Origin of the sequence: Massilia sp. UYP11 (assembly GCF_050434805.1) — a bacterium.
GTDB lineage: Bacteria > Pseudomonadota > Gammaproteobacteria > Burkholderiales > Burkholderiaceae_D > Telluria.
This window is the reverse complement of record NZ_JBNDJE010000007.1, coordinates 112,866-135,387: the sequence shown is the minus strand read 5'-3', so window position 1 is coordinate 135,387 and position 22,522 is coordinate 112,866. Positions and strand designations below refer to the sequence as shown.

The window sequence follows — 22,522 nt, the reverse complement described above, 5'->3', positions numbered from 1 at the left end:
CTGCCCGGGCATCACTTCAGGCGGCAGGTCAGCACCCAGTAGAACTCCCAGCGCGCAATCTTGATCTCGCGGCCGACCTTGTCCAGGCGCTTGCGCAGATAGCTGTCGGTCGGGTAGTTCTTCACCAGCTCGTGTTGATTGCCGTCGGCGTCGAGCTGGAATTCATGCGTGTTGCCCTGCAGGTCGGTGCGGGCGATGGTGGCGCTCTCGGTTTCGACGTAGGCGTCGTCGAAGATCACCAGCAGCACGTCCTTGCCCAGTCGTTTCCTGAGCGACAGCAGCAGCGCTTCCTGCTGGTCGCGCGTCAGGCGCGACCACAGGCCGGCCATGAACACGGCGCTGAACTTGTCGCCGCCGGCCAGGTCGTCAGGCAAGTCCAGCGCGTCGCCCAGGCGGTAGGCGACGTTGTCCAGGTCTTCGCCATGCAGGCGCGCCAGCTCGAGCATGGCTTCGCTGGCATCGAGCGCCAGGACGGAGTCGGCGGTTTCGGCCAGCACTTCGGTCCAGGCGCCGGTGCCGCAGCCCAGTTCCAGGATGCGGTGGCCGGCCAGCAAGGCGGCGAGCTGCTCGCGCGACTCGTCCAGGTCTTCCAGCTGCTCTTCCGAATACCCGGCGGCGGCGTTGTCGTAGTGGGCGGCGATGCCGTCGTAGTAGGCGATGACGCCGTTCTTGTCCATCTTTGATTCCATTACAGTTCGTAGTTTTCCCCACCGCGCATCGCCGACTCGACCATCTTGCGGTTGAGCGTCGGCGCCAGCAGTTCGATGAAGGTGTAGATATAGCTGCGCAGGTACGCGCCCTGCTTGATCGCCACGCGCGAGGTGTTCATGCCGAACAGGTGGCCGACCGGCAGCGCGCGCAGGTTGCGGTCGCGCTCGGGGTCGAAGGCCATCCCGGCGATGATGCCGACGCCCATGCCCAGCTCGACATAGGTCTTGATCACGTCGGCGTCGATCGCTTCCAGCAACACGTCCGGCTTCAGGTTGCGCAGGCCAAAGGCGTGGTCGATCTTGCTGCGGCCGGCGAAGGCGGCATCATACGTGATCACGGGGTAGCTGGCGATTTCCTCGAGCGAAATGGCGCGCGACTTGAACAGCGGGTGGTCCGGAGGCGCCACTACCACGTGCTCCCACTGGTAAGCGGGCAAGGTGATCAGGCCGTCGACGGCGGTGATCGATTCGGTGGCGATGGCCAGGTCGGCCTGGTCGTTCTTGACCATGTCGGCGATCTGCTTTGGATTACCCTGCAGCAGCGACAGGCGCACCTTCGGATACTTCTGCATGAAGGCCTGGACCACCTTCGGCAGCATGTAGCGCGCCTGGGTGTGAGTGGTGGCGATGGTAAAGCTGCCGCTGTCGTGGGCCGCATACTCCTTGCCGATGCGTTTCAGGCTGTCGATCTCCTGCATGATCAGCTCGACCGACTGCAGCACCAGCCGCCCCGGCTCGGTCAGGCCGCGGATGCGCTTGCCGTGACGGGTGAAAATGTCGACCCCAAGCTCTTCCTCCAGCTCGATGATGGCCTTCGAGACCCCGGGCTGGGAGGTAAACAATGCCTTGGCGGCATCAGTCAGATTGTAGTTCTGGCGGACGGCCTCGCGCACGAAGCGCAGTTGATGGAGATTCATTTGATCATTATTGTTGTTAAAGAGGCAGCGAAGCGCCAACGAACGACATTCTAAGATGCTTATTCGGGTTACGCATATAAGCAAATAAATTATCCGTAGTTTGGAATATAAGCTTAGCTCCGTATGATCGGGGACATTATTTAATGGGCGAACACCATCCGCCTCACCTCATTCGGACCCAGCACATGTACCGTTACGACCATTATGACCACCTCATCGTGCGCGAGCGCATCGCCCAGTATCGCGACCAGGTCGCCCGCCGCCTGAGCGGCGAGCTGCTGGAAGAGGAATTCCTGCCCCTGCGCCTGCAGAATGGCCTGTACATGCAGCGCCACGCCTACATGCTGCGCGTCGCGGTGCCGTACGGCCTGCTGTCGGCGGACCAGATGCGCATGTTCGCCCATATCGCCCGTAAGTACGACCGCGGCTACGGCCACTTCACCACGCGCCAGAACATCCAGTACAACTGGATCGAGCTGGAGCAGACGCCGGACATCCTGACCGACCTGGCTTCGGTCGAAATGCACGCGATCCAAACCTCGGGCAATTGCATCCGCAACATTACCACCGACGAGTATGCCGGTGTGGCGGCCGACGAGATCGTCGATCCGCGTCCCTTCGCCGAGATCCTGCGCCAGTGGAGCACGTTCCACCCAGAATTCCTGGCCTTGCCGCGCAAGTTCAAGGTGGCCATCAATGGCGCGCTGGAAGACCGCGCCGCGATCGCCGTGCACGACATCGGCCTGACCGTCGTGCGCAACGAATCCGGCGAAGTCGGCTTCAAGTTCATGGCCGGCGGCGGCATGGGCCGCACCCCGATCCTGGGCAGCGTGATCCGCGAGTTCCTGCCGTGGCGGCACCTGCTGACCTATACCGAAGCCGTGATGCGTGTGTATAACACGCATGGCCGCCGCGACAACAAGTACAAGGCCCGCATCAAGATCCTGCTCAAGGCTGTGGGCGTCGAGGAATTCACGCGCCAGGTCGAGGAAGAATGGGCCGACCTGAAGGACGGTCCCGAAACCCTCACCCAGGAAGAATTCGACCGCGTGGCCAAGTGGTTCCAGCCGCACGCCTACCGCGAGCTGGCCGATACCGACGTCGTCGCCGCGCAACCGGACGACCGCGCCTTCGCCAACTGGCTCAACCGCAACGTCAAGCCGCACAAGGTGCCTGGTTACGCCGCCGTCGTGCTGTCGCTCAAGAAAAACGGCGTGCCGCCGGGCGACGCCACCGCCGAGCAGATGGACTTCGTGGCCGAGCTGGCCGACCGCTTCAGCTTCGGCCAGGTGCGCGTGACCCACGAGCAGAACCTGGTGCTGGCCGACGTCGAGCAGGGCAAGCTGTTCGAGGTGTGGCAGCTGGCCAAGTCGAAAGGCATGGCCACGCCGAACATCGGCCTGCTGACCGACATTATCGCCTGCCCGGGCGGCGACTACTGCTCGCTGGCGAACGCGAAATCGCTCCCGATCGCCGCCGCCATCGCCGAGCGTTTCGACGACCTGGACTTCCAGCACGATATCGGCGACATCGAACTGAATATCTCGGGCTGCATCAATGCCTGCGGCCACCATCACGTCGGCAATATCGGCGTGCTGGGCGTCGACAAGGACGGCAGCGAGTGGTACCAGGTGTCGATCGGCGGCGCCCAGGGCAACGAGTCCGCCATCGGCAAGATCATCGGCCCATCGTTCTCGGCGGTGCAGATGCCGGAAGTGATCGGACGCTTGCTCGAAGTCTATGTTCGCTGCCGCATCGACGGTGAGCGCTTCGTCGACACCGTGCAGCGCCTGGGCATCGCCCCATTCAAGGAACACGTCTATGCCACGCCGATCCCGGCGGGCGAACTGGTTGGAGAGGACCACTATGCTTGATCAACACCCACAGATCATCAAGGGTCGCGAAGTGGTCAACGACGACTGGAGCGTCCTGAAACTCGACGAGAACCAGACGCCGGAGACCGTTGAGGTCCCGGCCGGCAAGATCATCGTGCCGCTGAGCGTATGGCAGGCGCAGCGCGATGCGCTGCTCGCACGCGCCGCGCTGGGCGTCTGGCTGGCGCCGGACGAGAGCGCCGCCGCCATCAAGGACGAGTTGCAGCGCTTCCAGGTGATCGCCATCGATTTCCCGAAATTCACCGATGGCCGCGGCTATTCGATCGCCTACAACCTGCGCAAGCGCCTGGGCTGGACCGGCGAATTGCGCGCGATCGGCGACGTGCTGCGCGACCAGCTGTTCCAGATGGCGCGCTGCGGCTTCGACGCCTTCGCCACCCGGCCAGACCGCAGCATCCACGACGCGCTCAAGGGCTTGTCGGTGTTTTCAGAAACCTACCAGGCGACGGTCGACAATCCGATCCCGCTGTTCCGCCGGGTTCCACGCGATACCCCGGCTGAACACCGCGACGTCGGCGCCGGTATCTAGGAGCTTCCAGCATGAGTGACCTCCATCATCGCGTGGAAGAAACCCACGCGATACTGGCCCGTATTGCCCGCGACTTCACGCCGGCCGTGTTCGCATCGAGCCTGGCGGCCGAAGACATGGTGCTGACTGACTTGATCTTGAAGGCAAAATTGCCGATCGCGATCTTCTCGCTCGAAACCGGCCGCCTGCACGCCGAAACGCTGTCGATGGTCGAACGCGTCAAGGAAAACTATGACTACGACATCGCGCTATATCGCCCGCAACCCGAGGCGGTCGCGCGCTACGTGGCCGACCATGGCCTGAACGCCTTCTACGACAGCGTCGAGATGCGCAAGGAATGCTGCCGCATCCGCAAGGTCGAGCCGCTGGGCCGCGCCCTGGCGGGCAAGCGCGCCTGGATCACCGGCCAGCGCCGTGCCCAGTCGAGCACGCGCGCCGAACTGGCGGTGCAAGAAGACGATCAGGCCCACGGCATGCAGAAATTCAATCCGCTGACCGACTGGAGCGAGCAGAACGTCTGGGACTACTTACGCAACAATAACGTTCCCTACAATCCCCTGCATGACCGCGGCTACCCGTCGATCGGCTGCGAACCCTGCACCCGGGCCATCCAGCCGGGCGAGGACGTGCGCGCCGGACGCTGGTGGTGGGAAAACCCGGACTCCAAGGAGTGCGGCTTGCACGTGGTGGACGGCAAACTTATTCGTATCAAATCCGTGGCCGTTTGAGCCACGACCCGAGAAAAGAACAGGCACAGCCATGACAACTGTTAGCGACAACGTAGTACTGAGCGACGTCAATGCCGCCCACCTGGACGCGCTGGAATCGGAAGCGATTCACATCATGCGCGAAGTGGCGGCCGAATGCAGCAACCCTGCCCTGCTGTTCTCGGGCGGCAAGGACTCGGTGGTCCTGCTGCGCCTGGCCGAGAAGGCTTTCCGCCCGGGCAAATTCCCCTTCCCGCTGGTGCACATCGACACCGGCCACAACTTCGACGAAGTGATCGCCTTCCGCGACGCACGTGCGGCCGAGCTGGGCGAGCGCCTGATCGTCGGCAGCGTCGAAGACTCGATCAAGCGCGGCACCGTACGCCTGCGCAATCCACAGCTCGACTCGCGCAACGCGGCCCAGGCCGTGACCTTGCTGGAAACCATTGCCGAACACGGCTTCGACGCCTGCATCGGCGGCGCCCGCCGCGACGAAGAAAAAGCGCGCGCCAAGGAACGCATCTTTTCCTTCCGCGACGAGTTCGGCCAGTGGGACCCGAAAGCCCAGCGCCCCGAGCTGTGGGACCTGTATAACACCCGCGTGCATCCGGGCGAGAACATGCGCGTGTTCCCGATCTCGAACTGGACCGAGCTCGACGTGTGGCAGTACATCGCCCGCGAAAAGCTGGCGCTGCCGTCGATCTATTTTGCCCACCAGCGCGACGTGATCCCGCGTAACGGCCTGCTGGTGCCGCTGACCCCGCTCACCCCGGCGCGCGAAGGCGAAACCGTCGAAAACCGCACCGTGCGCTTCCGGACCGTCGGCGACATCTCGTGCACCTGCCCGGTGGCGTCCACTGCCGATACCGTGGCCGGCATCATCGCCGAGACGGCCGTCACCGAAGTGACCGAACGCGGCGCGACCCGGATGGACGACCAGACTTCCGAAGCCTCGATGGAAAAACGCAAGAAAGCAGGATACTTCTGATGAACGCCCGCACCGACAATTTCGAAGACACATTGGACCAACAAGCCGGCTCGACCCTGCTGCGCTTCATCACCGCCGGCTCGGTGGACGATGGCAAGAGCACCCTGATCGGCCGCCTGCTGTTCGACAGCAAGGGCATCTTCGCCGACCAGCTGGCCGCCGTCTCGCGCGCCAAGCACAAGCGCACCGTGGGCGACACCATCGACCTGTCGCTGCTGACCGACGGCCTCGAAGCCGAGCGCGAGCAGGGCATCACGATCGACGTGGCCTACCGTTATTTCGCCACGCCGAAGCGCAAGTTCATCATCGCCGACACCCCGGGCCACGAGCAGTACACCCGCAACATGGTCACCGGCGCCTCGACCGCCGACGCCGTGATCATCCTGATCGACGTGTCGAAAGTGAAGCTGCGCGAGGACGGCGGCGTCGACCTGCTCACGCAGACCAAGCGCCACTCCACCATCGCCAAGCTGCTGCAGATCGAGCACGTGGTGGTGGCCGTGAACAAGATGGACCTGATCGACTACGACCGCACCGTCTACGAGCGCATCGTGGCCGAGTACGAGAAGTTTGCCCAGTCGCTGGGCCTGAAGGACATTACCGCGATTCCGCTGTCGGCGCTGGCCGGCGACAACGTCGTGGAGCGTTCCGACAAACTGGCCTGGTACGAAGGCCCGACCCTGATCGAGCTGCTCGAATCGCTGTCGGTCTATGACCAGTCGCACGCCGCGCCATTCCGCTTCCCGGTGCAGCTGGTGGCGCGCCACAACGGCCACGAGGCGAACGACTTCCGCGGCTATATGGGCCGCATCGAATCGGGCGTGGTCAAGGTCGGCGACCAGCTGGTGGTGCAGCCCTCGAACCAGGCCGCGACGGTCAAAGAGATCGTCACCTTCGACGGTCCGCTGGAATCGGCCGTGGCCGGCCAGTCGGTGACCCTGGTGCTGAACGAATACGTCGATGTCTCGCGCGGCGACATGCTGGCCGGCAGCGCGCAGCCGGCGACCCTGCTCAAGCAGGTGACGGCCGACGTGTGCTGGATGGCCGACGAGCCGCTCGACCTGCGCCGCAAGTACTGGATCAAGCACGGCACCCGCCAGACCGCGGCCAAGGTGGCGCGCCTGGACACCATCCTGGACGTGAACACGCAAGAGCGCCATCCGGCGGAGGGACTGAAGTTGAACGACATCGCGCGCGTGCAGCTGACCGTCCAGCAGCCGCTGGCGGCCGACGCCTACGCCGACATCCGCGCCACCGGCGCCTTCATCCTGATCGATGAAGTCACCCACCAGACCGTCGCAGCGGGTATGATCCGCATCGAAGACTAATCGATACAAGAGGACTGTATGGCGGCGCTGGGCAAGGTATATCTCGTGGGAGCCGGACCCGGCGCGGCTGACCTCATCACGGTGCGCGGCGCGCGCCTGCTGGCCCAGGCCGACGTGGTGCTGTACGACGCCCTCGTCACGCCCGAGATGCTGGAACTGTGTGCACGCGCACAGAAGATCCCGGTCGGCAAGCGCTCCGGCCAGCGCTCGACGGCGCAGTCCCTGATCAACGAACAGCTGGTCGAGTGCGCACGCAATTTCTCGCTCGTGGTGCGGTTGAAGGGCGGCGACCCGATGCTGTTCGGCCGCGCCGACGAGGAATTGCGCGCGCTGGAGGCACAGGGCATCGAGGTCGAGGTCGTCCCCGGCATCACCACCGCCGTGGCCGCCGCCGCCGCGACCAGGCAGCCGCTCACCAAGCGCGGCGTCGCGCGCAGCGTCGCCTTCTTCACGTCCAGCACCGCGCCGGACGAACCCGATCATCCGGCCCTGCCCGAAACCGACACCCTCGTCCAGTACATGGGCGGGCGCGAAGCCGCCGCCACCGCCGAGCGCCTGCTGGCCGAAGGCCGGCGTCCCGACCTGCCGGTGGTGGTGGTGGAAAACTGCAGCCGCGCCGACGAGCGCATCCTGCGCCTGACGCTGACGGACCTGGCGCGCGGCCTCGAGCCGGGCAATGGTCCGGTGCTGGTGATGATGGGCGAGGCGCTCGCCAAGCGCGAACACCAGGTCTGACTCCCCCACGGCGCGAACACGATCGCGTCCCGCATCGCCCCGGAACGGACGCGCCTCGCGGCACATGCTGCATGACGCCCGTCGCGCGGCCGACGGCCGCCGCGGGCAATCAGTCGGCGGCCGCGGCCACGCAATAATCGGTCATGGCGCGCTGCACGCCCGGGTCCTCGCCGATTGCCCCGACCACGTTCAGCTTCAGGCCGGGATGCGCGGCGCGGATGGTGTCGCACAGGGCCGGCAGATCGCGCAGCAAGTGGCCGCCCTGCCCCAGGAATACCGGCACCACGGTGATCTGCGCGATGCCGCGCGCGACCATCGCCGCCACCGTGTCCGGCAGGTTCGGCGTCATCAGTTCCAGGAAGGCCAGCGCCACCTGGGCGTGCGGCGCCTGCGCCTGCGTGGCGTCGCGCAGGCGCTCGAACGGCGCGGCCCAGCTGGCGGCGCGCGCGCCGTGGGCAAACAGGACCAGGCCGCGTTGCGTTGGATTACTCATCAGTGCCTTTCCACCCACCACAGCGCCCCGAGCGCCATCAGCAGGAACAGCAGGCTGGGCGCCACCGCCGTCAGGAAAGCCGGCAGGATGGTCAGCACGCCCAGGTGCGAAAACAGTGAATTGATGAGCAGGAAGCTCACCCCGATCATGATGCCGATGAAGATCTTGAGGCTGACGCCGCCGCTGCGCGTGTGCAGGTAGGCGAACGGCAGCGCCAGCGCCATCAGCACGAAGATCGAGAACGGGTCGACGACCTTCTTCCAGAACGCGACCTTGAAGCGTTCGGTCTCTTGCCGGTTTTCAGCCAGGTGGCGCGTATAGACGGCCAGTTCGGCGGCCGACATGCGTTCGGGGTCGGAGCGGGACACCGACAGGATCTTGGGTGTGATCTCGGAAGCGAGCACGTAGCTGTCGAGCTTGCGGGTCGAGACCGAGGCCGTTTCCTGGCCATAGGTGCTCTGGATGGTCTGCCCGTCCGGGACCTTTGATCCAGGCGCCGGCAGCTCGCGGCTATTGGTGAACATGGTCTCGGTAACGTCGGAAAGACGCCAGGTATTGTTGCCGCCATAGGTGCCGCGCGCCGCCGTGACCACCGAGCGCATGCGCATATTGTTGTCGAATTCGTAGAGGCGCACGTCTTCGAGCTGGCCGTCGGCCGCAATGCGGCGCACGTTGAAGAAGCGCGAGCCGGTGACGTTGCCGCGCACACCGTCCGCGTGCACGCTGTCCTTGGTCCACATGCCCGACCGGAATTCGGCCGACACCGAGCCGCCCTTGGCGGTCAGGCGCATGCGCTCGGCGATCGGCGCCGTGCGCGGCGTGATCAGTTCGCCGAACACGAAGGCGATCAGGACGAACACCGCGCCGATCTTGAACAGCATCATGACGGCCTGGCGGGTCGACATCGAAGAGGCGCGCATGATGGTGAATTCGGAGCTCGAGGCAAATTGCGCCATGGTATAGATGGTGCCGATCAGGGCGGCCACCGGCATCACCTGATACACATTGCCCGGCACCAGCAGCAACACGTACAACAAGGCGTGCTGCATGCCGAAGTCGTTCTTGCCGACCGACGGCAGGATGCTGGTCAGGTCCATGAAGGCGACCAGGGCCAGGAAGGCGGCCAGCACGAAGGCCACTGCCTGGATAATATTGACGGCGAAATAGCGTTGGAGGATTTTCATTCTGCGCGCGCCTCCTCGCGCCTGGCGGCAGGCGACTTCTTCAGGACGCGGCGGCGCTTGAAGGCGCTGATCAGGACCAGCGGATGATAGCGGTGGTTCACGTTCAGGCGCCACGCGAACAGCCCCACCACCACCAGCAGCGCCGTGAGGTGCAATGGCCACCAGCCCATGGCGAAGGCGAGCTTGCCCTGCTTGACGCTGGCTTCGGACAGGCGCACCAGGTTGTTATAGGTGAAGAAGATCAGCAGCGCGACGATCAGGTTGGCCGACGAACCCGCGCGCGGATTGACGAAACCGAGCGGGATCGCCAGCAGCATCAGGACAAGGCAGGTGAGCGGCGCCGCGATACGGGCCAGCAGCTCGGCCTGGGTAAACCGGTTGGGCGCGATCAGGAGCGCCGGCGTGGACAGCGCCGATACCGGCACGTCGGCGCCGATCATCGGCGCCTGGGTCGCCACGCGCATGCTGTAGCGCTCGAATTCCATGGTCTGGAAATCGGCCTGGCCCGGCACGCCCTCATAGCGGCGACCATTGCTGAGCACCAGGAACTGGCCGCCCTTGCCGTCCGATTCGATCACGCCCTGCTTGGCCACCACCACCGAGTGGCTGTCGCCGTCGACGCCGCCGACGAACACGTTCTGCACCACGGTCGAACCCTCGGCGCTGCGTTCGACGAAGAACACGCGGTCGCTCGAGCTGGACTCGCGGAACTGGCCCGGCGCCACCCGCTGCAGGTCTTCGCGCTTCTGGAAGCGCTCGACGAATTCGGCGCTCTTCATCTTGGCCCAGGGCGTGACGACGAAGGACAGCGCGCCGACCAGGGCCACCATCGGCAGGCCCAGGGTCAGCACCGGACGAATCCATCCGAGCAGGGATTGACCCGAGGCGAACCAGACCACCATCTCGGAATCGCGGTAGCTGCGCGTGATGGTCGCGACCACCGCGATGAAGGACGTCAGGATCAGGATGATCGGCAAGAGCTCGGCGCTGCGGAAGACGATCAGCGCCAGCACGTCGCCGGATGCCACCTTGCCGCCCGCGGCCCGGCCCAGGATGGCGATCAGGGTCCAGGTGACGAGGATCGAAAACAGCACCGTGAAAGTAGCGCCCGCGGCGCTCGCCAGTTCACGTTGCAGGGAACGTCGAAAGATCATTCAATAGAGTAGTTATAATTGCAGATTAGGCAGTCCGCCGCCACATATCGAAACGGAGAACCAAATGGACTTTAGCATAAAAGCATTCGACACAAAAAACACCCTGGCCGCTGCGAAATCCGGCTGCATCGCGGTTGCGGTGTACGAGAACAAGAAACTGTCGGCTGCGGCAAAGGCGCTCGATGTGAACGGCGACATCAGCGCGGCGCTCAAGTCGGGCGACATCAGCGGCAAGCCGGGTTCGACCCTGCTGCTGCGCGGCGTGGCCGGCGTGGCGGCTGCGCGCGTGCTGCTGGTCGGTCTCGGCGCCGATGAAGTCGCCAGCGAAAAAAGCTTCGCCGCCGGCGTCGGCGCCGCACTGAAGGTGTTCTCCACCCTGGGCGCGGCGGATGCCATTATCGCACTCCCGCTCGACAGCGTGAAAGAGCGCGACGCAAACTGGGCGCTGCGCGCCCTGGTGATCGGCGCCAGCGAAGTGGAATTCCGTACCGACGCGCAAAAGAGCAAGAAGGATCCAGTCATCGCCGGCGTGCGCAAGATCGTCGTCGCCGCACCAGCCGCCGGCCTGGACAAGGCAACGCTGACCCAGGCCGCGGCCATCGCCAACGGCATGAACCTGACCAAGGAGCTGGGCAACCTGTCGCCGAACGTCTGCACCCCGACCTTCCTTGCCAATACCGCGCGCAAGCTGGCCGACGACTATGGCTTCGACATCGAAGTCCTGGAACGCAAGCAGCTCGAAGCGCTCAAGATGGGCAGCTTCCTGTCGGTGGCCAAGGGCAGCGACGAGCCGCCGAAGTTCATCGTCCTCAAGCACAACGGCGGCAAGCCGAAGGATGCGCCGGTGGTCCTGGTCGGCAAGGGCATCACCTTCGACTCCGGCGGCATCTCGCTCAAGCCCGGCCCCGGCATGGACGAGATGAAATACGATATGTGCGGCGCCGGCTCGGTGCTGGGCACCTTCCGCGCCATCGGCGAGATGGGCCTGAAGCTCAACGTGGTCGCCATCGTTGCCGCCTGCGAGAACATGCCATCGGGCCGCGCCAGTAAGCCCGGCGACATCGTCACCGCGATGAACGGCACCACCATCGAGATCCTGAATACCGACGCCGAGGGCCGCCTGATCCTGTGCGACGCCCTGACCTACGCCGAGCGCTTCAAGCCGGCCGCCGTGGTCGACGTCGCGACCCTGACCGGCGCCTGCATCGTGGCCCTGGGCCACCACACCAGCGGCCTGTTCACGCGCGACGAAGCTGCCCACGACCAGCTCGCGACCGAGCTGCTGGACGCCGGCAAACAGACCGGCGACGTCGCCTGGCGCTTCCCGCTGGGCGAGGTCTACAACGACCAGCTCAAGTCGAACTTCGCCGACCTGGCCAATATCGGCACCCCGGGCGCGGCCTCGATCACCGCGGCCTGCTTCCTGGAGAACTTTACCCGCAAGTACACCTGGGCCCACCTGGACATCGCCGGCACCGCCTGGAAATCGGGCGCGAACAAGGGCGCGACCGGCCGTCCGGTGCCGCTGTTGACGACTTTCCTGATGAACCGGGTGTGACCGCGCGCGTGACTGCCGCCTGATGCGCCGCAACGAGAACAGCCCCGCATGCGGGGCTGTTCTCATTCGGTGGCTCAGAAGACCCGCGTCTCGAGCGGATTCGCCCCCGCCGTCTCGGGCGGCGGCGCGGCCGGCTGCATCACGACGGTCAGGATGGCCGGATAACCATAGCCGGCGCCCGAATGACGGTCGACGAAGTAGCCGAGCCCGGCGCTGGTGACCAGGTTGCCCATCAGGTTGCCGGTGTCGAGCCTGGCCTGGACGACTTCGGCGGCGCTGGCGGCCGCCCCCTTCTTGCAGCTGACCGACATCGGCTGGCTGCTGCGGGTGACGGTCACGCGCCCGGGCGCGATCATGTACCAGCGGCCGACGTCATTGCTGAGGATGCAACCCACCCCGCCGATCTCGCGATAGTCGAGCACGGCGCGCACCTCGAGCTGCTGCACGGGAGAATCGGACATGGTCGCGCATCCGCCCAGGGCGAGGGAGGCGAGAGCGGCGACGGCAAACGGGAGAAATGATAACGGCATGGCGAGCATCGAGAGGCAGATGCCTCATTAACGGCAGCAGCGCGCCGATACTGAAGCCCTGCGCGCTGCGCTCACGCGGGCGTCGCGTCGAGCAGGGTAAAGCGCGGCAGGGTCTTGCCGGCGACCGCTACTTCCCCGAAGAAGGCGTCGTGGGGCCGTACCCACACGACGCCATCCTGGCCGCGATAGACGACCACCGGTGTGTGATCGGCTTCCAGCACTGCTTCGCACACCAGCTCGTAGATGCCGCCCTTGTAATGGCGGTAACGCATCGGCATGCGGACGGGTCAGACCTTCTCGGTCTCGGCCTTCTTTTTCTTCAGGCCCTGGATGACCTTGAGCACGCCTTCCATGCCGGCGGTTTCGTCCAGCTCGCTGAACGCGTCCAGCACTTCGTTCAGCACGCGATTGCGCACGGCTGCCTCGTCCTGGGCGATCGCCGGCTTCTGCTCGCCGTCCTTGGCGAACTTCGACGGGGCATCGGCGGCGGCCTTGGCGCCATGCGCCAACGCTGCCTGCCAGATCACCCAACGGCGCTGGGTTTCAAAAACGAGGTATTCCTCGGGCTTGTCTTCGCGGCGGCGAACGATGTGGCCCTCACGCTGGGCCCACGCTTCAAATGCACTGCGCATTTCTGTCCTTTTTCAAATCTGCGTTCGGATTATTAACTCGTGAAACCGAATATTTCACAATAGTACCACTACCGCGTGTCGATGGCCTTGGACAACTGTGTGGTCCGGCCAAACCTGCTTCACGACACGCTAATGGTACAATGGAAGTTGCCCATACGCAATTTTAATATTACCGAAAAGCAACAAACTCACACTGCCGAGTTCATTTGTATCAAACTCCGCCCTGATCTTGTTATAACGCCGACCGGGCGGTAGAGCAATACTCTTTGGCAATCTGTTAATCAATTTTATTATCACCTGTTGCGACATCACCAAGCGCGTTGCCTGCATTTTCCCTGCGGGAATGGACGGCCAGCCGATGGAGCGTCGCAAAGTCAGTGATAATAGCTCGTTGGCAAGCAACTTGGCCGCACGACAGTATGTTACGGCCAACACTTTACCATGACACATATAGAACAATGAAAATAGTTACCTGGAATGTTAACTCGCTGAAAGTCCGACTCCCACACCTGCTGCAATGGTTGCAGGCCAATCCGGTCGACGTACTCTGCATCCAGGAGACCAAGCTCACGGATGACAAATTCCCCCTGGCCGAACTGAACGCCGCCGGCTACCAGGTCGCGTTCTCGGGCCAGAAGACCTATAACGGCGTCGCCATCCTGTCGAAGCACCCGATCGAGGACGTGGTCAGGAACAACCCGCATTACGAAGACGCCCAGCAGCGCCTGCTGGCGGCCACGATCGGGGGCGTGCGCTTCATCTGCGCCTATGTGCCGAACGGGCAGGAAGTCGGTTCCGACAAATATACGTACAAGCTGGCCTGGCTGGACGCGCTGCGCACCTGGGTGGCGGCCGAAATGGCTGCGCACGCGCAGTTCGCGATCCTGGGCGACTACAATATCGCGCCCGAAGCGCGCGACGTGCATGACCCGGCCGAATGGGAAGGCCGCATTCACTTTTCGCTGCCCGAGCGCGCGGCGCTGCAGGCGCTGATGGCGCTCGGCCTCGCGGACGCGTTCCGCCTGTTCGAGCAGCCCGAGAAGCAATACAGCTGGTGGGACTACCGCCAGATGGCGTTCCGCCGCAACCGCGGCCTGCGCATCGACCACATCCTGCTGTCCAAGTCCCTGGCCGAGCGCTGCACCGCCTGCCATATCGACCGCGAGACGCGCAAGTGGGAACAGCCGTCGGATCACGCGCCGGTGGTGGCGACGCTGGCTGACTGAATTGCTCGCTGCAGTGGGATTCAGAGGCCGGGTGAACGCGGGCAGTCATGGTCCGGTGGACCAGATGACGCGTCTTGCACCCTACCCTGCCAGCAACCCTGCCACCTGCTCCGCCGGCAGCGGCCGCGCGAACAGATAGCCCTGCGCATACTGGCAACCGAAGGAGCGCAGCAATGCGTACTGCCCTTCCGTCTCCACGCCCTCGGCCACCACCGCCAATTGCAGGCTGCCCGCCAGCGCCATCACCGCCGCCACGATGGCGCGATCCTCGGTGCTGACCTCGAGCTCGCGCACGAAGGCGCGGTCGATCTTGATCTTGCGTACCGGGAAGCGCTTCAGGTAGGCCAGGCTCGAATAGCCGGTGCCGAAATCGTCGATCGACAGGCGCATCCCCATCGCATTGATCTGCCGCAGGATGTCGAGCGTCTGGCCGCCGTGCTGCATCAGCGCGGTCTCGGTGATCTCGAACTCCACCAGGCCTGGCGCGATCCCCGTCTCGTCGACGATGGCGCGGATCGAGTCGACCAGGCCCTGGTGCTTGAACTGGCGCGCCGACAGATTGATCGCCAGCGGCACCACGTCCAGCCCCTCGCGTTGCCACTGCATGACCTGGACGCAGGCGCTGCGGATCACCCACTCGCCGACTTCCATGATCATGCCGTTTTCTTCGAGGATCGGGATGAATTCGTCCGGCCCCACCAGCACGCCGCCGCGGCGCCAGCGCAGCAGCACCTCCAGTGCGCTCGGACGGCGCGTTTCGGTGCACACGATCGGCTGAAAATACAGCACGAACTCCTCCCGCGCCAGCGCGCCGCGCAGGCTCGATTCGAGCTCGAAATGGCGCGCCGCCGCCAGGTTCATGCGCTCGGTGAAGAACTGGTAATTGTTGCGGCCGGCCGCCTTGGCCTGGTACATCGCGGCGTCGGCGTGGCGCATCAAGGTCTCGACGTCGAGCCCATCGTCCGGATACAGGCAGATCCCGATCGACGGCGAGATGTGCAGGCAGTGGCCGTCGATCTGGCACGCCTCCGACAGCGCGGCGATGATCCGGTCGGCCACCGCGGCGGCATCATCGGCGCCGGCGATGTCCGGCATCAGTACCACGAACTCGTCGCCGCCGAGGCGCGCCACCAGGTCGCGGGGCCGCACCGCGGTCACCAGGCGCAGGGCGACGTCGCGCAGCAGCTGGTCGCCGACCATGTGGCCGAGGGTGTCGTTGATGTTCTTGAAGCGGTCGAGGTCGATGAACATCAGGGCCAGCTTCACGCCCGGGTGCGGCGCGTCGCCCGAGACCACCACGCGCATCGCCGCATCGAGCCGCTCGGACAGCATGGCGCGGTTGGGCAAACCGGTCAGGCTGTCGTGGTAGGCCATGTGGTGCACGCGCGCCTCGGCCTGGCGGCGCTCGTTGATCTCTTCCTGCAGCAGGGCGTTGGCGCCGGCCAGCTCGGCGGTGCGCTCGGCCACCCGCACCTCGAGTTCGTCGCGCGCGCGCAGGATCGCGTCGGCGGCCTCGCGCTGCGCGGTGACGTCGTCCACCAGCCACACGCTCCTGCCGCCCGCCTGCGCCAGGTCGAACAGGCGTCCCGACAGGCGCGCCCAGAAGCGGCTGCCGTCGCGCCGCACCATCTCGTGCTCGGCCATATGGGCCTGGCCGAGCGCGAACTGGCGCCCGGACAGCGCGCGCGCCCTTGCCCAGCTGGCCTCGTCCGGATACAGCGCGCGCACCGCGAAGCCGTCCATGCCGCCCGGCGGCGCGCCGAACAGTTCTTCCATCTTGCGGTTGCAGTGCAGGGTGCGACCGCCCTCGACCACGGCGATGCCCAGCACCGCGTTGTCGAGGATGGCGCGGTTTTCCATCAGCGCCTCGCGCAGCGATTGCTCGTCGCTGCGCTCGCGGGTGCGGTCTTCGAGCATCCAGATCGTGCCCTTGTCGGGGTCTTTCGCATTGACCTGGTAGCCGATCATCTGGACCCAGGCCGGCGTGCCGCACTTGCGCACCAGGGTGCGCGAGGTCGTGAACGGCCGGCCCTGGGCCAGTTCCGGATAGGCCTCGGCGCCGAGCTGGCGATAGGCGGCTTCGTCCGGGTAGATCATGCGCGTGGACAGTCCGACCGGCTCGTCCTCGGCATAGCCGAACATCTGGCAGAAGGCGGGATTGGCGCGCCGGATCACGCGGTTGCGCGTGAACATGATGCCGATCGAGGCATTGGTCATGATCGCCTGCACCTCGTTCATCGCCTGGCGCGCCTCGGTCACGTCCTCGACGATCCAGATGGTGCCGGCGGCGCGGTTGCCCGGCTCGACCGCGCAGCCGCGCAGGCGCGCCCAGAAGATGGCGCCGTCGCGGCGCCGGAACTGCTGCTCGCTCTTTTCGAACAGGCCGCCCTTGGCCAGCACCGCGAACGCTTCCCGCATCAGCCCCTCGTAATCCTCGGGCGATAGGCAGACCTCGGCCGGCGCGATGCTGCCGACTTCGTCCTGCCCAAAGCCGAACATCTCGCCCAGGCGCGGGTTGAAGGAGCGGATCTGGTCGGGCTGGGTGACGGCGATGCCGACCGGCGCGTTCTCGAACACGGCGCGCTGCTCGCGCACCATGCGCCGCAGCGCGGCAAGGTCGGTCAGCGCCGCATCGGCGTCGCCGGCATCAGCAACGTCCACTAAGTGCAGGTTCGAAAATCCATCCATCGGTCGTTGCTGTCGCGGCTAGGCGCATGGTTGCATTTAGTTTCCGGCTGGAAACTAGGGCAACATGATACCCCGGAACGGCCGCCTGCTGCACTCATTGCAGCAAGAAAGCGACACCGTACGGACGCCGCCGCGGCGTTTTCAGAACGCGTCACCCGGCACGCATATCCGCCCCTCCATCAAGACCCGCGCGCTGCGGCTCATGATGGCCTTGCCGACGGTCCAGGCGCCGTCGCGCCGGACCGCCTCGGCGCCCACGCGCAGGATGCCGGACGGATGGCCGAAGCGCACCGCGCTGCGTTCGCCGCCGCCGGCCGCGAGGTTGACCAGGGTGCCGGGAACCGCCGCCGCGGCGCCGATCGCCACCGCCGCCGTCCCCATCATCGCATGGTGCAGCTTGCCCATCGAGAGCGCGCGCACCAGCAGATCGACGTCGCCCTGCGCCACCTGCTTGCCGCTGGACGAGAGGTAGCCCGCCGCTTTCGCGACGAACGCGACCTTCGGTGTGTGCTGGCGCTTGCCGGCGTCCTCGATGCGCTCGATCAGGCCCATGCGCAGCGCGCCATGGGCGCGGATGGTCTCGAACATGGCCAGCGCGCGCGCGTCGCCATTGATCGCGTCCTGCAGCTCGGTGCCGTCGTAGCCGAGCGCACTGGCCTCGACGAAGATGGTCGGGATGCCGGCATTGATCATGGTCGCGCGCAGGGTGCCGACGCCGGGCACGTCCAGTTCGTCGACCAGGTTACCGGTCGGGAACATCGCACCGGCGCTGCCCTCCTCCTCGGCCGCCGGATCCATGAATTCGAGCTGCACCTCGGCCGCCGGGAAGGTCACGCCATCGAGTTCGAAGTCGCCCGTTTCCTGGACCTGTCCATCCGTCATCGGCACATGGGCGACGATCGTCTTGCCGATATTGGCCTGCCAGATGCGCACGACCGCGATGCCGTCCCGCGGCACCCGGGCCGGGTCGACCAGGCCGTTGGCGATGGCGAAGGGCCCGACCGCGGCCGACAGGTTGCCGCAGTTGCCGCTCCAGTCGACGAAGGGCTTGTCGATCGCCACCTGGCCGAACAGGTAGTCGATGTCGTGCTCGGGACGGGCGCTGCGCTCGACGATCACGGCCTTGCTGGTGCTGGAGGTGGCGCCGCCCATGCCGTCGATCTGCTTGGCGTAGGGGTCGGGGCTGCCGATCACGCGCAGCAGCAGGGCGTCGCGCGCGGCGCCGGGCACGCGCGTCGATTCGGGCAGGTCGTCGAGCTTGAAGAACACGCCCTTGCTGGTGCCGCCGCGCATATAGGTCGCCGGGATCTTGATTTGAGGGATGTGAGGCATACGGTGTCCGTGGTGTGTTGGAGCAGGTTGGACGCGTCGGCAGCTTCGCCGCCGAGGCGTCCAATTCACGTTCGCGTCGACGCGATCTCGCGATCTCGCGATCTCCCGATCTATTATGCAGCCGCCTTCGGCGCCGACGATTCAAGGAAGTCCTGCGCGAAGCGCTGCAGCACCCCGCCCGCCTCATAGATGGCGACTTCCTCGGCCGTATCGAGGCGGCAGGTCACCGTCACCTCGCGCCGTTCTCCGTTGCTGCGATGGATCACCAGCGTCAGGTCGGCGCGCGGCGTGCGCTCGCCCGTCACGTCGAAGGTCTCGGTGCCGTCGATGCCGAGCGTGAGGCGATTCTCGCCGGGCTTGAACTCGAGCGGCAGCACGCCCATGCCGACCAGGTTGGTGCGGTGGATGCGCTCGAAGCCCTCGGCCACGATCGCTTCCACGCCCGCCAGCCGCACGCCCTTGGCCGCCCAGTCGCGCGACGAACCCTGGCCATAGTCGGCGCCGGCCACCACGATCAGCGGCTGCTTGCGTTCCATGTAATGCTCGATTGCTTCCCACATGCGGGTCACCTCGCCGGACGGCTCGATGCGCGCCAGCGAACCGGCGATCACGTTGCCCAGGCCGTCCTTCACCATCTCGTTCCTGAGCGTCGGATTGGCGAAGGTCGCGCGCTGCGCCGTCAGGTGGTCGCCGCGGTGGGTGGCGTAGGAATTGAAGTCTTCTTCGGGCAGGCCCATCTTCGCCAGGTATTCGCCGGCGGCCGAGTCGAGCAGGATCGCGTTCGACGGCGACAGGTGGTCGGTGGTGATGTTGTCGCCCAGGACCGCCAGCGGACGCATCCCGCGCAGGCTGCGCTCGCCCGCCAGCGCGCCTTCCCAGTATGGCGGACGGCGGATGTAGGTGCTGTGTGGACGCCAGTCGTACAGCGGGCTGACCGCGGCGCCATCGTCGACGACGCGCGCGAACATCGGCGTATAGACCTTGCGGAACTGGTCGGGCTTGACGCTGGCGGCGACCACGGCGTCGATTTCTTCGTCCGACGGCCACAGGTCGGCCAGGCGGATCTCTCGGCCCGTGGCGTCCAGTCCGAGCACGTCCTTCTCGATGTCGAAGCGGATCGTGCCGGCGATCGCATACGCGACCACCAGCGGGGGCGAGGCCAGGAACGCCTGCTTGGCATAGGGATGGATGCGGCCGTCGAAGTTGCGGTTGCCCGACAGGACGGCGGTCGCATACAGGTCACGCTCGATGATCTCCTGCTGGATGGTCGGGTCGAGCGCGCCGCTCATGCCGTTGCAGGTGGTGCAGGCGAACGCCACGACGCCGAAGCCCAGCTTGTCCAGCTCGGGCGTGAGGCCGGCTTCGTCCAGATAGAGGGCGACCGCCTTCGAGCCCGGCGCCAGCGAACTTTTCACCCAGGGTTTGCGCTGCAGGCCGGCGCGGTTGGCGTTGCGCGCCAACAGGCCGGCGGCGATCATGTTGCGCGGATTATTGGTGTTGGTGCAGCTGGTAATCGCCGCGATGATTACGGCGCCGTCGGGCATCAGGCCCGGTTCGGCCTGCACCCGGTTCTCGGCCGTGTGGGCGATGCCGCGCGCCGCCAGTTCCGAGGTCGGCACGCGCTTGTGCGGGTTCGACGGCCCGGCGATATTGCGCACCACGCTGGAGAGGTCGAACGACAAGGTGCGTTCGTACTGGGCAGTGGCGAGGCTGTCGGCCCACAGGCCGGCCTGTTTCGCATAGGTTTCGACCAGGTGCACGGTCGCGTCCTCGCGGCCGGTCAGGCGCAGGTACTTGATGGTCTGCTCGTCGATGTAGAACATCGCGGCGGTGGCGCCGAATTCCGGCGCCATGTTCGAGATCGTGGCGCGGTCGCCCAGGGTCAGCGCGGAGGCTCCTTCGCCATAAAACTCGAGGTAGGTCGATACGACCTTCGACTGGCGCAGGAACTCGGTCAGCGCCAGCACGGTGTCGGTGGCGGTGATGCCGGGACCGGGTTTGCCGGTCAGTTCGACGCCGACGATGTCGGGCAGGCGCATGTACGAGGCGCGGCCGAGCATCACGCTCTCGGCTTCCAGCCCGCCGACGCCGATCGCGATCACGCCCAGCGCGTCGACCATCGGCGTGTGCGAGTCGGTGCCGACCAGCGTGTCCGGATAGGCCACGCGCCCTTCCACCTGGATCACGGGCGACATGCGTTCCAGGTTGATCTGGTGCAGGATGCCATTACCGGGCGGGATCACGTCGACGTTCTGGAACGCTCGCTTGGTCCAGTCGATGAAATGGAAGCGGTCTTCGTTGCGGCGATCCTCGATCGCGCGGTTCTTGGCGAACGCGTCCGGGTCGAAGCCGCCGCATTCGACGGCCAGCGAGTGGTCGACCACCAGCTGGGTCGGCACCACCGGATTGACCAGGGCCGGGTCGCCGCCTTGCGCCGCGATGGCGTCGCGCAGGCCAGCCAGGTCGACCAGCGCGGTCTGGCCCAGGATGTCGTGGCAGACCACGCGCGCCGGATACCAGGGGAAGTCGCGCTCGCGCTTGCGTTCGATGATCTGCCCCAGCGCCTGGTTCAGGAGGGCTGGATCGCAGCGGCGCACGAGGTTCTCGGCCAGCACGCGCGAGGTGTAGGGCAAGCCGTCGTAGGCGCCGGGTTCGATGGCGTCAACCGCGGCGCGCGTGTCGAAGTATTCCAGGTCGGTGCCGGGCAGCGGTTTCAGGTGATTCGCATTCATGACAAACCTCTTTATTTGCGCTCGGCCAGCGGCACGAACGCCAGGTCTTCGGGGCCGACGTAGTTCGCGCTCGGGCGGATGATCTTGTTGTCGATGCGCTGCTCGATGACGTGGGCGGCCCAGCCCGAGGTGCGCGCGATGACGAACAGCGGCGTGAACATGGCGGTGGGCACGCCCATCATGTGGTACGACACGGCCGAGAACCAGTCCAGGTTCGGGAACATCTTCTTGACTTCCCACATGACCGATTCGAGGCGCTCGGCGATGTCGAACATCTTCATCGAGCCGGCTTCGAGCGACAGCGAGCGCGCCACTTCCTTGATCACCTTGTTGCGCGGGTCCGAGATCGTGTACACCGGGTGGCCGAAGCCGATCACGACTTCCTTGTTGGCCACGCGGTTGCGGATGTCGGCTTCGGCTTCGTCGGCGTTTTCGTACCGCTTCTGGATGTCGAGCGCCACTTCGTTGGCGCCGCCATGCTTCGGACCGCGCAGTGCGCCGATGGCGCCGGTGATGGCCGAGTGCATGTCCGAACCGGTGCCGGCGATCACGCGGGCGGTGAACGTCGACGCATTGAATTCGTGCTCGGCGTACAGGATCAGCGAGGTGTGCATCGCCTGGACCCAGGACGGGCTCGGCTTGAAGCCGTGCAGCAGGTGCAGGAAGTGGCCGCCGATCGAATCGTCGTCGGTTTCCACCTCGATGCGGCGGCCGGCGTGGCTGTAGTGGTACCAGTACAGCAGCATCGAGCCGAACGAGGCCATCAGGCGGTCGGCGATGTCGCGCGCGCCGGCGAGATTGTGGTCGTCCTTCTCGGGCAAGGCGCAGCCCAGGACCGACACGCCGGTGCGCATCACGTCCATCGGGTGGGCGCCGGCCGGCAGCGCCTCGAGCGCGCTTTTCACCGCCTGCGGCAGGCCGCGCAGCGAACGCAGCTTCGCCTTGTAGCCACGCAGCTCGGCCTCGTTCGGCAGCTTGCCGTGCACCAGCAGGTAGGCGATCTCCTCGAATTCGCAGGCGTCGGCCACGTCCAGGATGTCGTAGCCGCGGTAGTGCAGGTCATTGCCCGATTTGCCGACCGAGCACAGCGCGGTATTGCCGGCGGCGACGCCGGACAGGGCCACGGATTTCTTCGGCTTGAAGGTCGGGGTCTCGTTGCTGATGGCGCTCATGTCCTGGTCTCC

Annotated in this window: 20 protein-coding genes; 8 read left to right on the top strand and 12 right to left on the bottom strand. The window is 65.7% G+C overall.

The features are described 5' to 3' along the window. Window positions 1-11: 11 nt before the first annotated feature. Together ABIB38_RS12965 and ABIB38_RS12960 are read right to left on the bottom strand one after the other, a co-directional pair. Window positions 12-689 (bottom strand): class I SAM-dependent methyltransferase, encoded by a 678-nt coding sequence (locus tag ABIB38_RS12965; RefSeq protein ID WP_429204401.1) that lies wholly within the window; start codon window positions 687-689, stop codon window positions 12-14. Then, window positions 689-1,627, bottom strand: a complete 939-nt coding sequence (locus ABIB38_RS12960) for a CysB family HTH-type transcriptional regulator (protein WP_429204399.1) — start codon at window positions 1,625-1,627, stop codon at window positions 689-691. The genes ABIB38_RS12965 and ABIB38_RS12960 overlap by 1 nt, the downstream gene beginning before the upstream one ends. 185 nt (window positions 1,628-1,812) lie before the next feature. On the opposite strand from ABIB38_RS12960, the gene ABIB38_RS12955 reads away from it, so the two are divergent. Genes ABIB38_RS12955 through cobA form a run of 6 tightly spaced genes read left to right on the top strand, consistent with a single transcriptional unit; the run spans window position 1,813 to window position 7,809 of the window. Further along, on the top strand, window positions 1,813-3,501 hold the full coding sequence (locus ABIB38_RS12955; protein WP_429204397.1) for a nitrite/sulfite reductase: 1,689 nt from the start codon (window positions 1,813-1,815) through the stop codon (window positions 3,499-3,501). Then, window positions 3,494-4,051, top strand: coding sequence for a DUF934 domain-containing protein (locus ABIB38_RS12950; RefSeq protein ID WP_429204395.1), 558 nt, complete (start codon window positions 3,494-3,496; stop codon window positions 4,049-4,051). The genes ABIB38_RS12955 and ABIB38_RS12950 overlap by 8 nt, the downstream gene beginning before the upstream one ends. A gap of 11 nt (window positions 4,052-4,062) precedes the next feature. Next, the gene (locus ABIB38_RS12945; RefSeq protein WP_429204394.1) at window positions 4,063-4,779 is read left to right on the top strand and encodes a phosphoadenylyl-sulfate reductase; all 717 of its coding nucleotides are present in this window, start codon (window positions 4,063-4,065) and stop codon (window positions 4,777-4,779) included. Between the two features lie 31 nt (window positions 4,780-4,810). After that, complete coding sequence (gene cysD, locus ABIB38_RS12940) at window positions 4,811-5,746, top strand: sulfate adenylyltransferase subunit CysD (protein ID WP_429204392.1); 936 nt, start codon at window positions 4,811-4,813, stop codon at window positions 5,744-5,746. Further along, window positions 5,746-7,074, top strand: coding sequence for a sulfate adenylyltransferase subunit 1 (locus ABIB38_RS12935; RefSeq protein ID WP_429204390.1), 1,329 nt, complete (start codon window positions 5,746-5,748; stop codon window positions 7,072-7,074). Before cysD ends, ABIB38_RS12935 begins: the two co-directional genes overlap by 1 nt. Before the next feature lie 18 nt (window positions 7,075-7,092). Continuing rightward, window positions 7,093-7,809, top strand: coding sequence for a uroporphyrinogen-III C-methyltransferase (cobA, locus tag ABIB38_RS12930; protein WP_429204388.1), 717 nt, complete (start codon window positions 7,093-7,095; stop codon window positions 7,807-7,809). Between the two features lie 109 nt (window positions 7,810-7,918). Here the strand turns inward: cobA and ABIB38_RS12925 are convergent, their stop codons facing one another. From ABIB38_RS12925 to lptF, 3 genes are read right to left on the bottom strand one after another with little or no spacing between them, the layout of a single operon-like run. Beyond that, on the bottom strand, window positions 7,919-8,302 hold the full coding sequence (locus tag ABIB38_RS12925; protein ID WP_429204386.1) for a sirohydrochlorin chelatase: 384 nt from the start codon (window positions 8,300-8,302) through the stop codon (window positions 7,919-7,921). Further along, window positions 8,302-9,486, bottom strand: coding sequence for an LPS export ABC transporter permease LptG (gene lptG / locus ABIB38_RS12920; RefSeq protein ID WP_429204385.1), 1,185 nt, complete (start codon window positions 9,484-9,486; stop codon window positions 8,302-8,304). The genes ABIB38_RS12925 and lptG overlap by 1 nt, the downstream gene beginning before the upstream one ends. Then, on the bottom strand, window positions 9,483-10,640 hold the full coding sequence (gene lptF / locus ABIB38_RS12915; RefSeq protein WP_429204384.1) for an LPS export ABC transporter permease LptF: 1,158 nt from the start codon (window positions 10,638-10,640) through the stop codon (window positions 9,483-9,485). The genes lptG and lptF overlap by 4 nt, the downstream gene beginning before the upstream one ends. A 64-nt stretch (window positions 10,641-10,704) precedes the next feature. On the opposite strand from lptF, the gene ABIB38_RS12910 reads away from it, so the two are divergent. Then, window positions 10,705-12,198 (top strand): leucyl aminopeptidase, encoded by a 1,494-nt coding sequence (locus ABIB38_RS12910; RefSeq protein WP_429204383.1) that lies wholly within the window; start codon window positions 10,705-10,707, stop codon window positions 12,196-12,198. Between the two features lie 74 nt (window positions 12,199-12,272). Here the strand turns inward: ABIB38_RS12910 and ABIB38_RS12905 are convergent, their stop codons facing one another. The 3 genes from ABIB38_RS12905 to ABIB38_RS12895 all read right to left on the bottom strand — a co-directional run bounded on the left by ABIB38_RS12905 (window position 12,273) and on the right by ABIB38_RS12895 (window position 13,360). After that, window positions 12,273-12,659 carry a hypothetical protein gene (locus ABIB38_RS12905; protein ID WP_429204382.1) on the bottom strand — a complete coding sequence of 129 codons (387 nt, stop codon included), beginning with the start codon at window positions 12,657-12,659 and terminating at the stop codon, window positions 12,273-12,275. Window positions 12,660-12,799: 140 nt separating this feature from the next. Continuing rightward, window positions 12,800-13,000, bottom strand: a complete 201-nt coding sequence (locus tag ABIB38_RS12900) for a DUF1653 domain-containing protein (RefSeq protein WP_429204453.1) — start codon at window positions 12,998-13,000, stop codon at window positions 12,800-12,802. A gap of 15 nt (window positions 13,001-13,015) precedes the next feature. After that, window positions 13,016-13,360, bottom strand: a complete 345-nt coding sequence (locus tag ABIB38_RS12895) for a hypothetical protein (RefSeq protein ID WP_429204381.1) — start codon at window positions 13,358-13,360, stop codon at window positions 13,016-13,018. A gap of 458 nt (window positions 13,361-13,818) precedes the next feature. On the opposite strand from ABIB38_RS12895, the gene xth reads away from it, so the two are divergent. Beyond that, on the top strand, window positions 13,819-14,586 hold the full coding sequence (gene xth / locus ABIB38_RS12890) for an exodeoxyribonuclease III (protein ID WP_429204379.1): 768 nt from the start codon (window positions 13,819-13,821) through the stop codon (window positions 14,584-14,586). Between the two features lie 81 nt (window positions 14,587-14,667). Here xth and ABIB38_RS12885 read toward each other — a convergent pair whose 3' ends face one another. The 4 genes from ABIB38_RS12885 to prpC form a co-directional block, all read right to left on the bottom strand. Then, the gene (locus ABIB38_RS12885) at window positions 14,668-17,274 is read right to left on the bottom strand and encodes an EAL domain-containing protein (RefSeq protein WP_429204378.1); all 2,607 of its coding nucleotides are present in this window, start codon (window positions 17,272-17,274) and stop codon (window positions 14,668-14,670) included. Between the two features lie 141 nt (window positions 17,275-17,415). Continuing rightward, on the bottom strand, window positions 17,416-18,606 hold the full coding sequence (gene prpF, locus ABIB38_RS12880) for a 2-methylaconitate cis-trans isomerase PrpF (protein ID WP_429204377.1): 1,191 nt from the start codon (window positions 18,604-18,606) through the stop codon (window positions 17,416-17,418). A 113-nt stretch (window positions 18,607-18,719) separates the two neighbouring features. Then, the gene (gene acnD, locus ABIB38_RS12875) at window positions 18,720-21,338 is read right to left on the bottom strand and encodes a Fe/S-dependent 2-methylisocitrate dehydratase AcnD (protein ID WP_429204375.1); all 2,619 of its coding nucleotides are present in this window, start codon (window positions 21,336-21,338) and stop codon (window positions 18,720-18,722) included. Window positions 21,339-21,349: 11 nt separating this feature from the next. Continuing rightward, window positions 21,350-22,510: a bifunctional 2-methylcitrate synthase/citrate synthase gene (prpC, locus tag ABIB38_RS12870; protein WP_429204374.1), complete on the bottom strand. Its 1,161-nt coding sequence runs from the start codon at window positions 22,508-22,510 to the stop codon at window positions 21,350-21,352. Window positions 22,511-22,522: the final 12 nt, after the last annotated feature.

What these genes read in the sequence shown, in the direction of transcription:
- ABIB38_RS12965 (WP_429204401.1), bottom strand. Translation starts at nt 689, where the DNA reads ATGGAATCAAAGATGGACAAGAACGGCGTCATCGCCTACTACGACGGC.
- ABIB38_RS12960 (WP_429204399.1), bottom strand. Translation starts at nt 1,627, where the DNA reads ATGAATCTCCATCAACTGCGCTTCGTGCGCGAGGCCGTCCGCCAGAAC.
- ABIB38_RS12955 (WP_429204397.1), top strand. Translation starts at nt 1,813, where the DNA reads ATGTACCGTTACGACCATTATGACCACCTCATCGTGCGCGAGCGCATC.
- ABIB38_RS12950 (WP_429204395.1), top strand. Translation starts at nt 3,494, where the DNA reads ATGCTTGATCAACACCCACAGATCATCAAGGGTCGCGAAGTGGTCAAC.
- ABIB38_RS12945 (WP_429204394.1), top strand. Translation starts at nt 4,063, where the DNA reads ATGAGTGACCTCCATCATCGCGTGGAAGAAACCCACGCGATACTGGCC.
- cysD (WP_429204392.1), top strand. Translation starts at nt 4,811, where the DNA reads ATGACAACTGTTAGCGACAACGTAGTACTGAGCGACGTCAATGCCGCC.
- ABIB38_RS12935 (WP_429204390.1), top strand. Translation starts at nt 5,746, where the DNA reads ATGAACGCCCGCACCGACAATTTCGAAGACACATTGGACCAACAAGCC.
- cobA (WP_429204388.1), top strand. Translation starts at nt 7,093, where the DNA reads ATGGCGGCGCTGGGCAAGGTATATCTCGTGGGAGCCGGACCCGGCGCG.
- ABIB38_RS12925 (WP_429204386.1), bottom strand. Translation starts at nt 8,302, where the DNA reads ATGAGTAATCCAACGCAACGCGGCCTGGTCCTGTTTGCCCACGGCGCG.
- lptG (WP_429204385.1), bottom strand. Translation starts at nt 9,486, where the DNA reads ATGAAAATCCTCCAACGCTATTTCGCCGTCAATATTATCCAGGCAGTG.
- lptF (WP_429204384.1), bottom strand. Translation starts at nt 10,640, where the DNA reads ATGATCTTTCGACGTTCCCTGCAACGTGAACTGGCGAGCGCCGCGGGC.
- ABIB38_RS12910 (WP_429204383.1), top strand. Translation starts at nt 10,705, where the DNA reads ATGGACTTTAGCATAAAAGCATTCGACACAAAAAACACCCTGGCCGCT.
- ABIB38_RS12905 (WP_429204382.1), bottom strand. Translation starts at nt 12,659, where the DNA reads ATGTCCGATTCTCCCGTGCAGCAGCTCGAGGTGCGCGCCGTGCTCGAC.
- ABIB38_RS12900 (WP_429204453.1), bottom strand. Translation starts at nt 13,000, where the DNA reads ATGCGTTACCGCCATTACAAGGGCGGCATCTACGAGCTGGTGTGCGAA.
- ABIB38_RS12895 (WP_429204381.1), bottom strand. Translation starts at nt 13,360, where the DNA reads ATGCGCAGTGCATTTGAAGCGTGGGCCCAGCGTGAGGGCCACATCGTT.
- xth (WP_429204379.1), top strand. Translation starts at nt 13,819, where the DNA reads ATGAAAATAGTTACCTGGAATGTTAACTCGCTGAAAGTCCGACTCCCA.
- ABIB38_RS12885 (WP_429204378.1), bottom strand. Translation starts at nt 17,274, where the DNA reads ATGGATGGATTTTCGAACCTGCACTTAGTGGACGTTGCTGATGCCGGC.
- prpF (WP_429204377.1), bottom strand. Translation starts at nt 18,606, where the DNA reads ATGCCTCACATCCCTCAAATCAAGATCCCGGCGACCTATATGCGCGGC.
- acnD (WP_429204375.1), bottom strand. Translation starts at nt 21,338, where the DNA reads ATGAATGCGAATCACCTGAAACCGCTGCCCGGCACCGACCTGGAATAC.
- prpC (WP_429204374.1), bottom strand. Translation starts at nt 22,510, where the DNA reads ATGAGCGCCATCAGCAACGAGACCCCGACCTTCAAGCCGAAGAAATCC.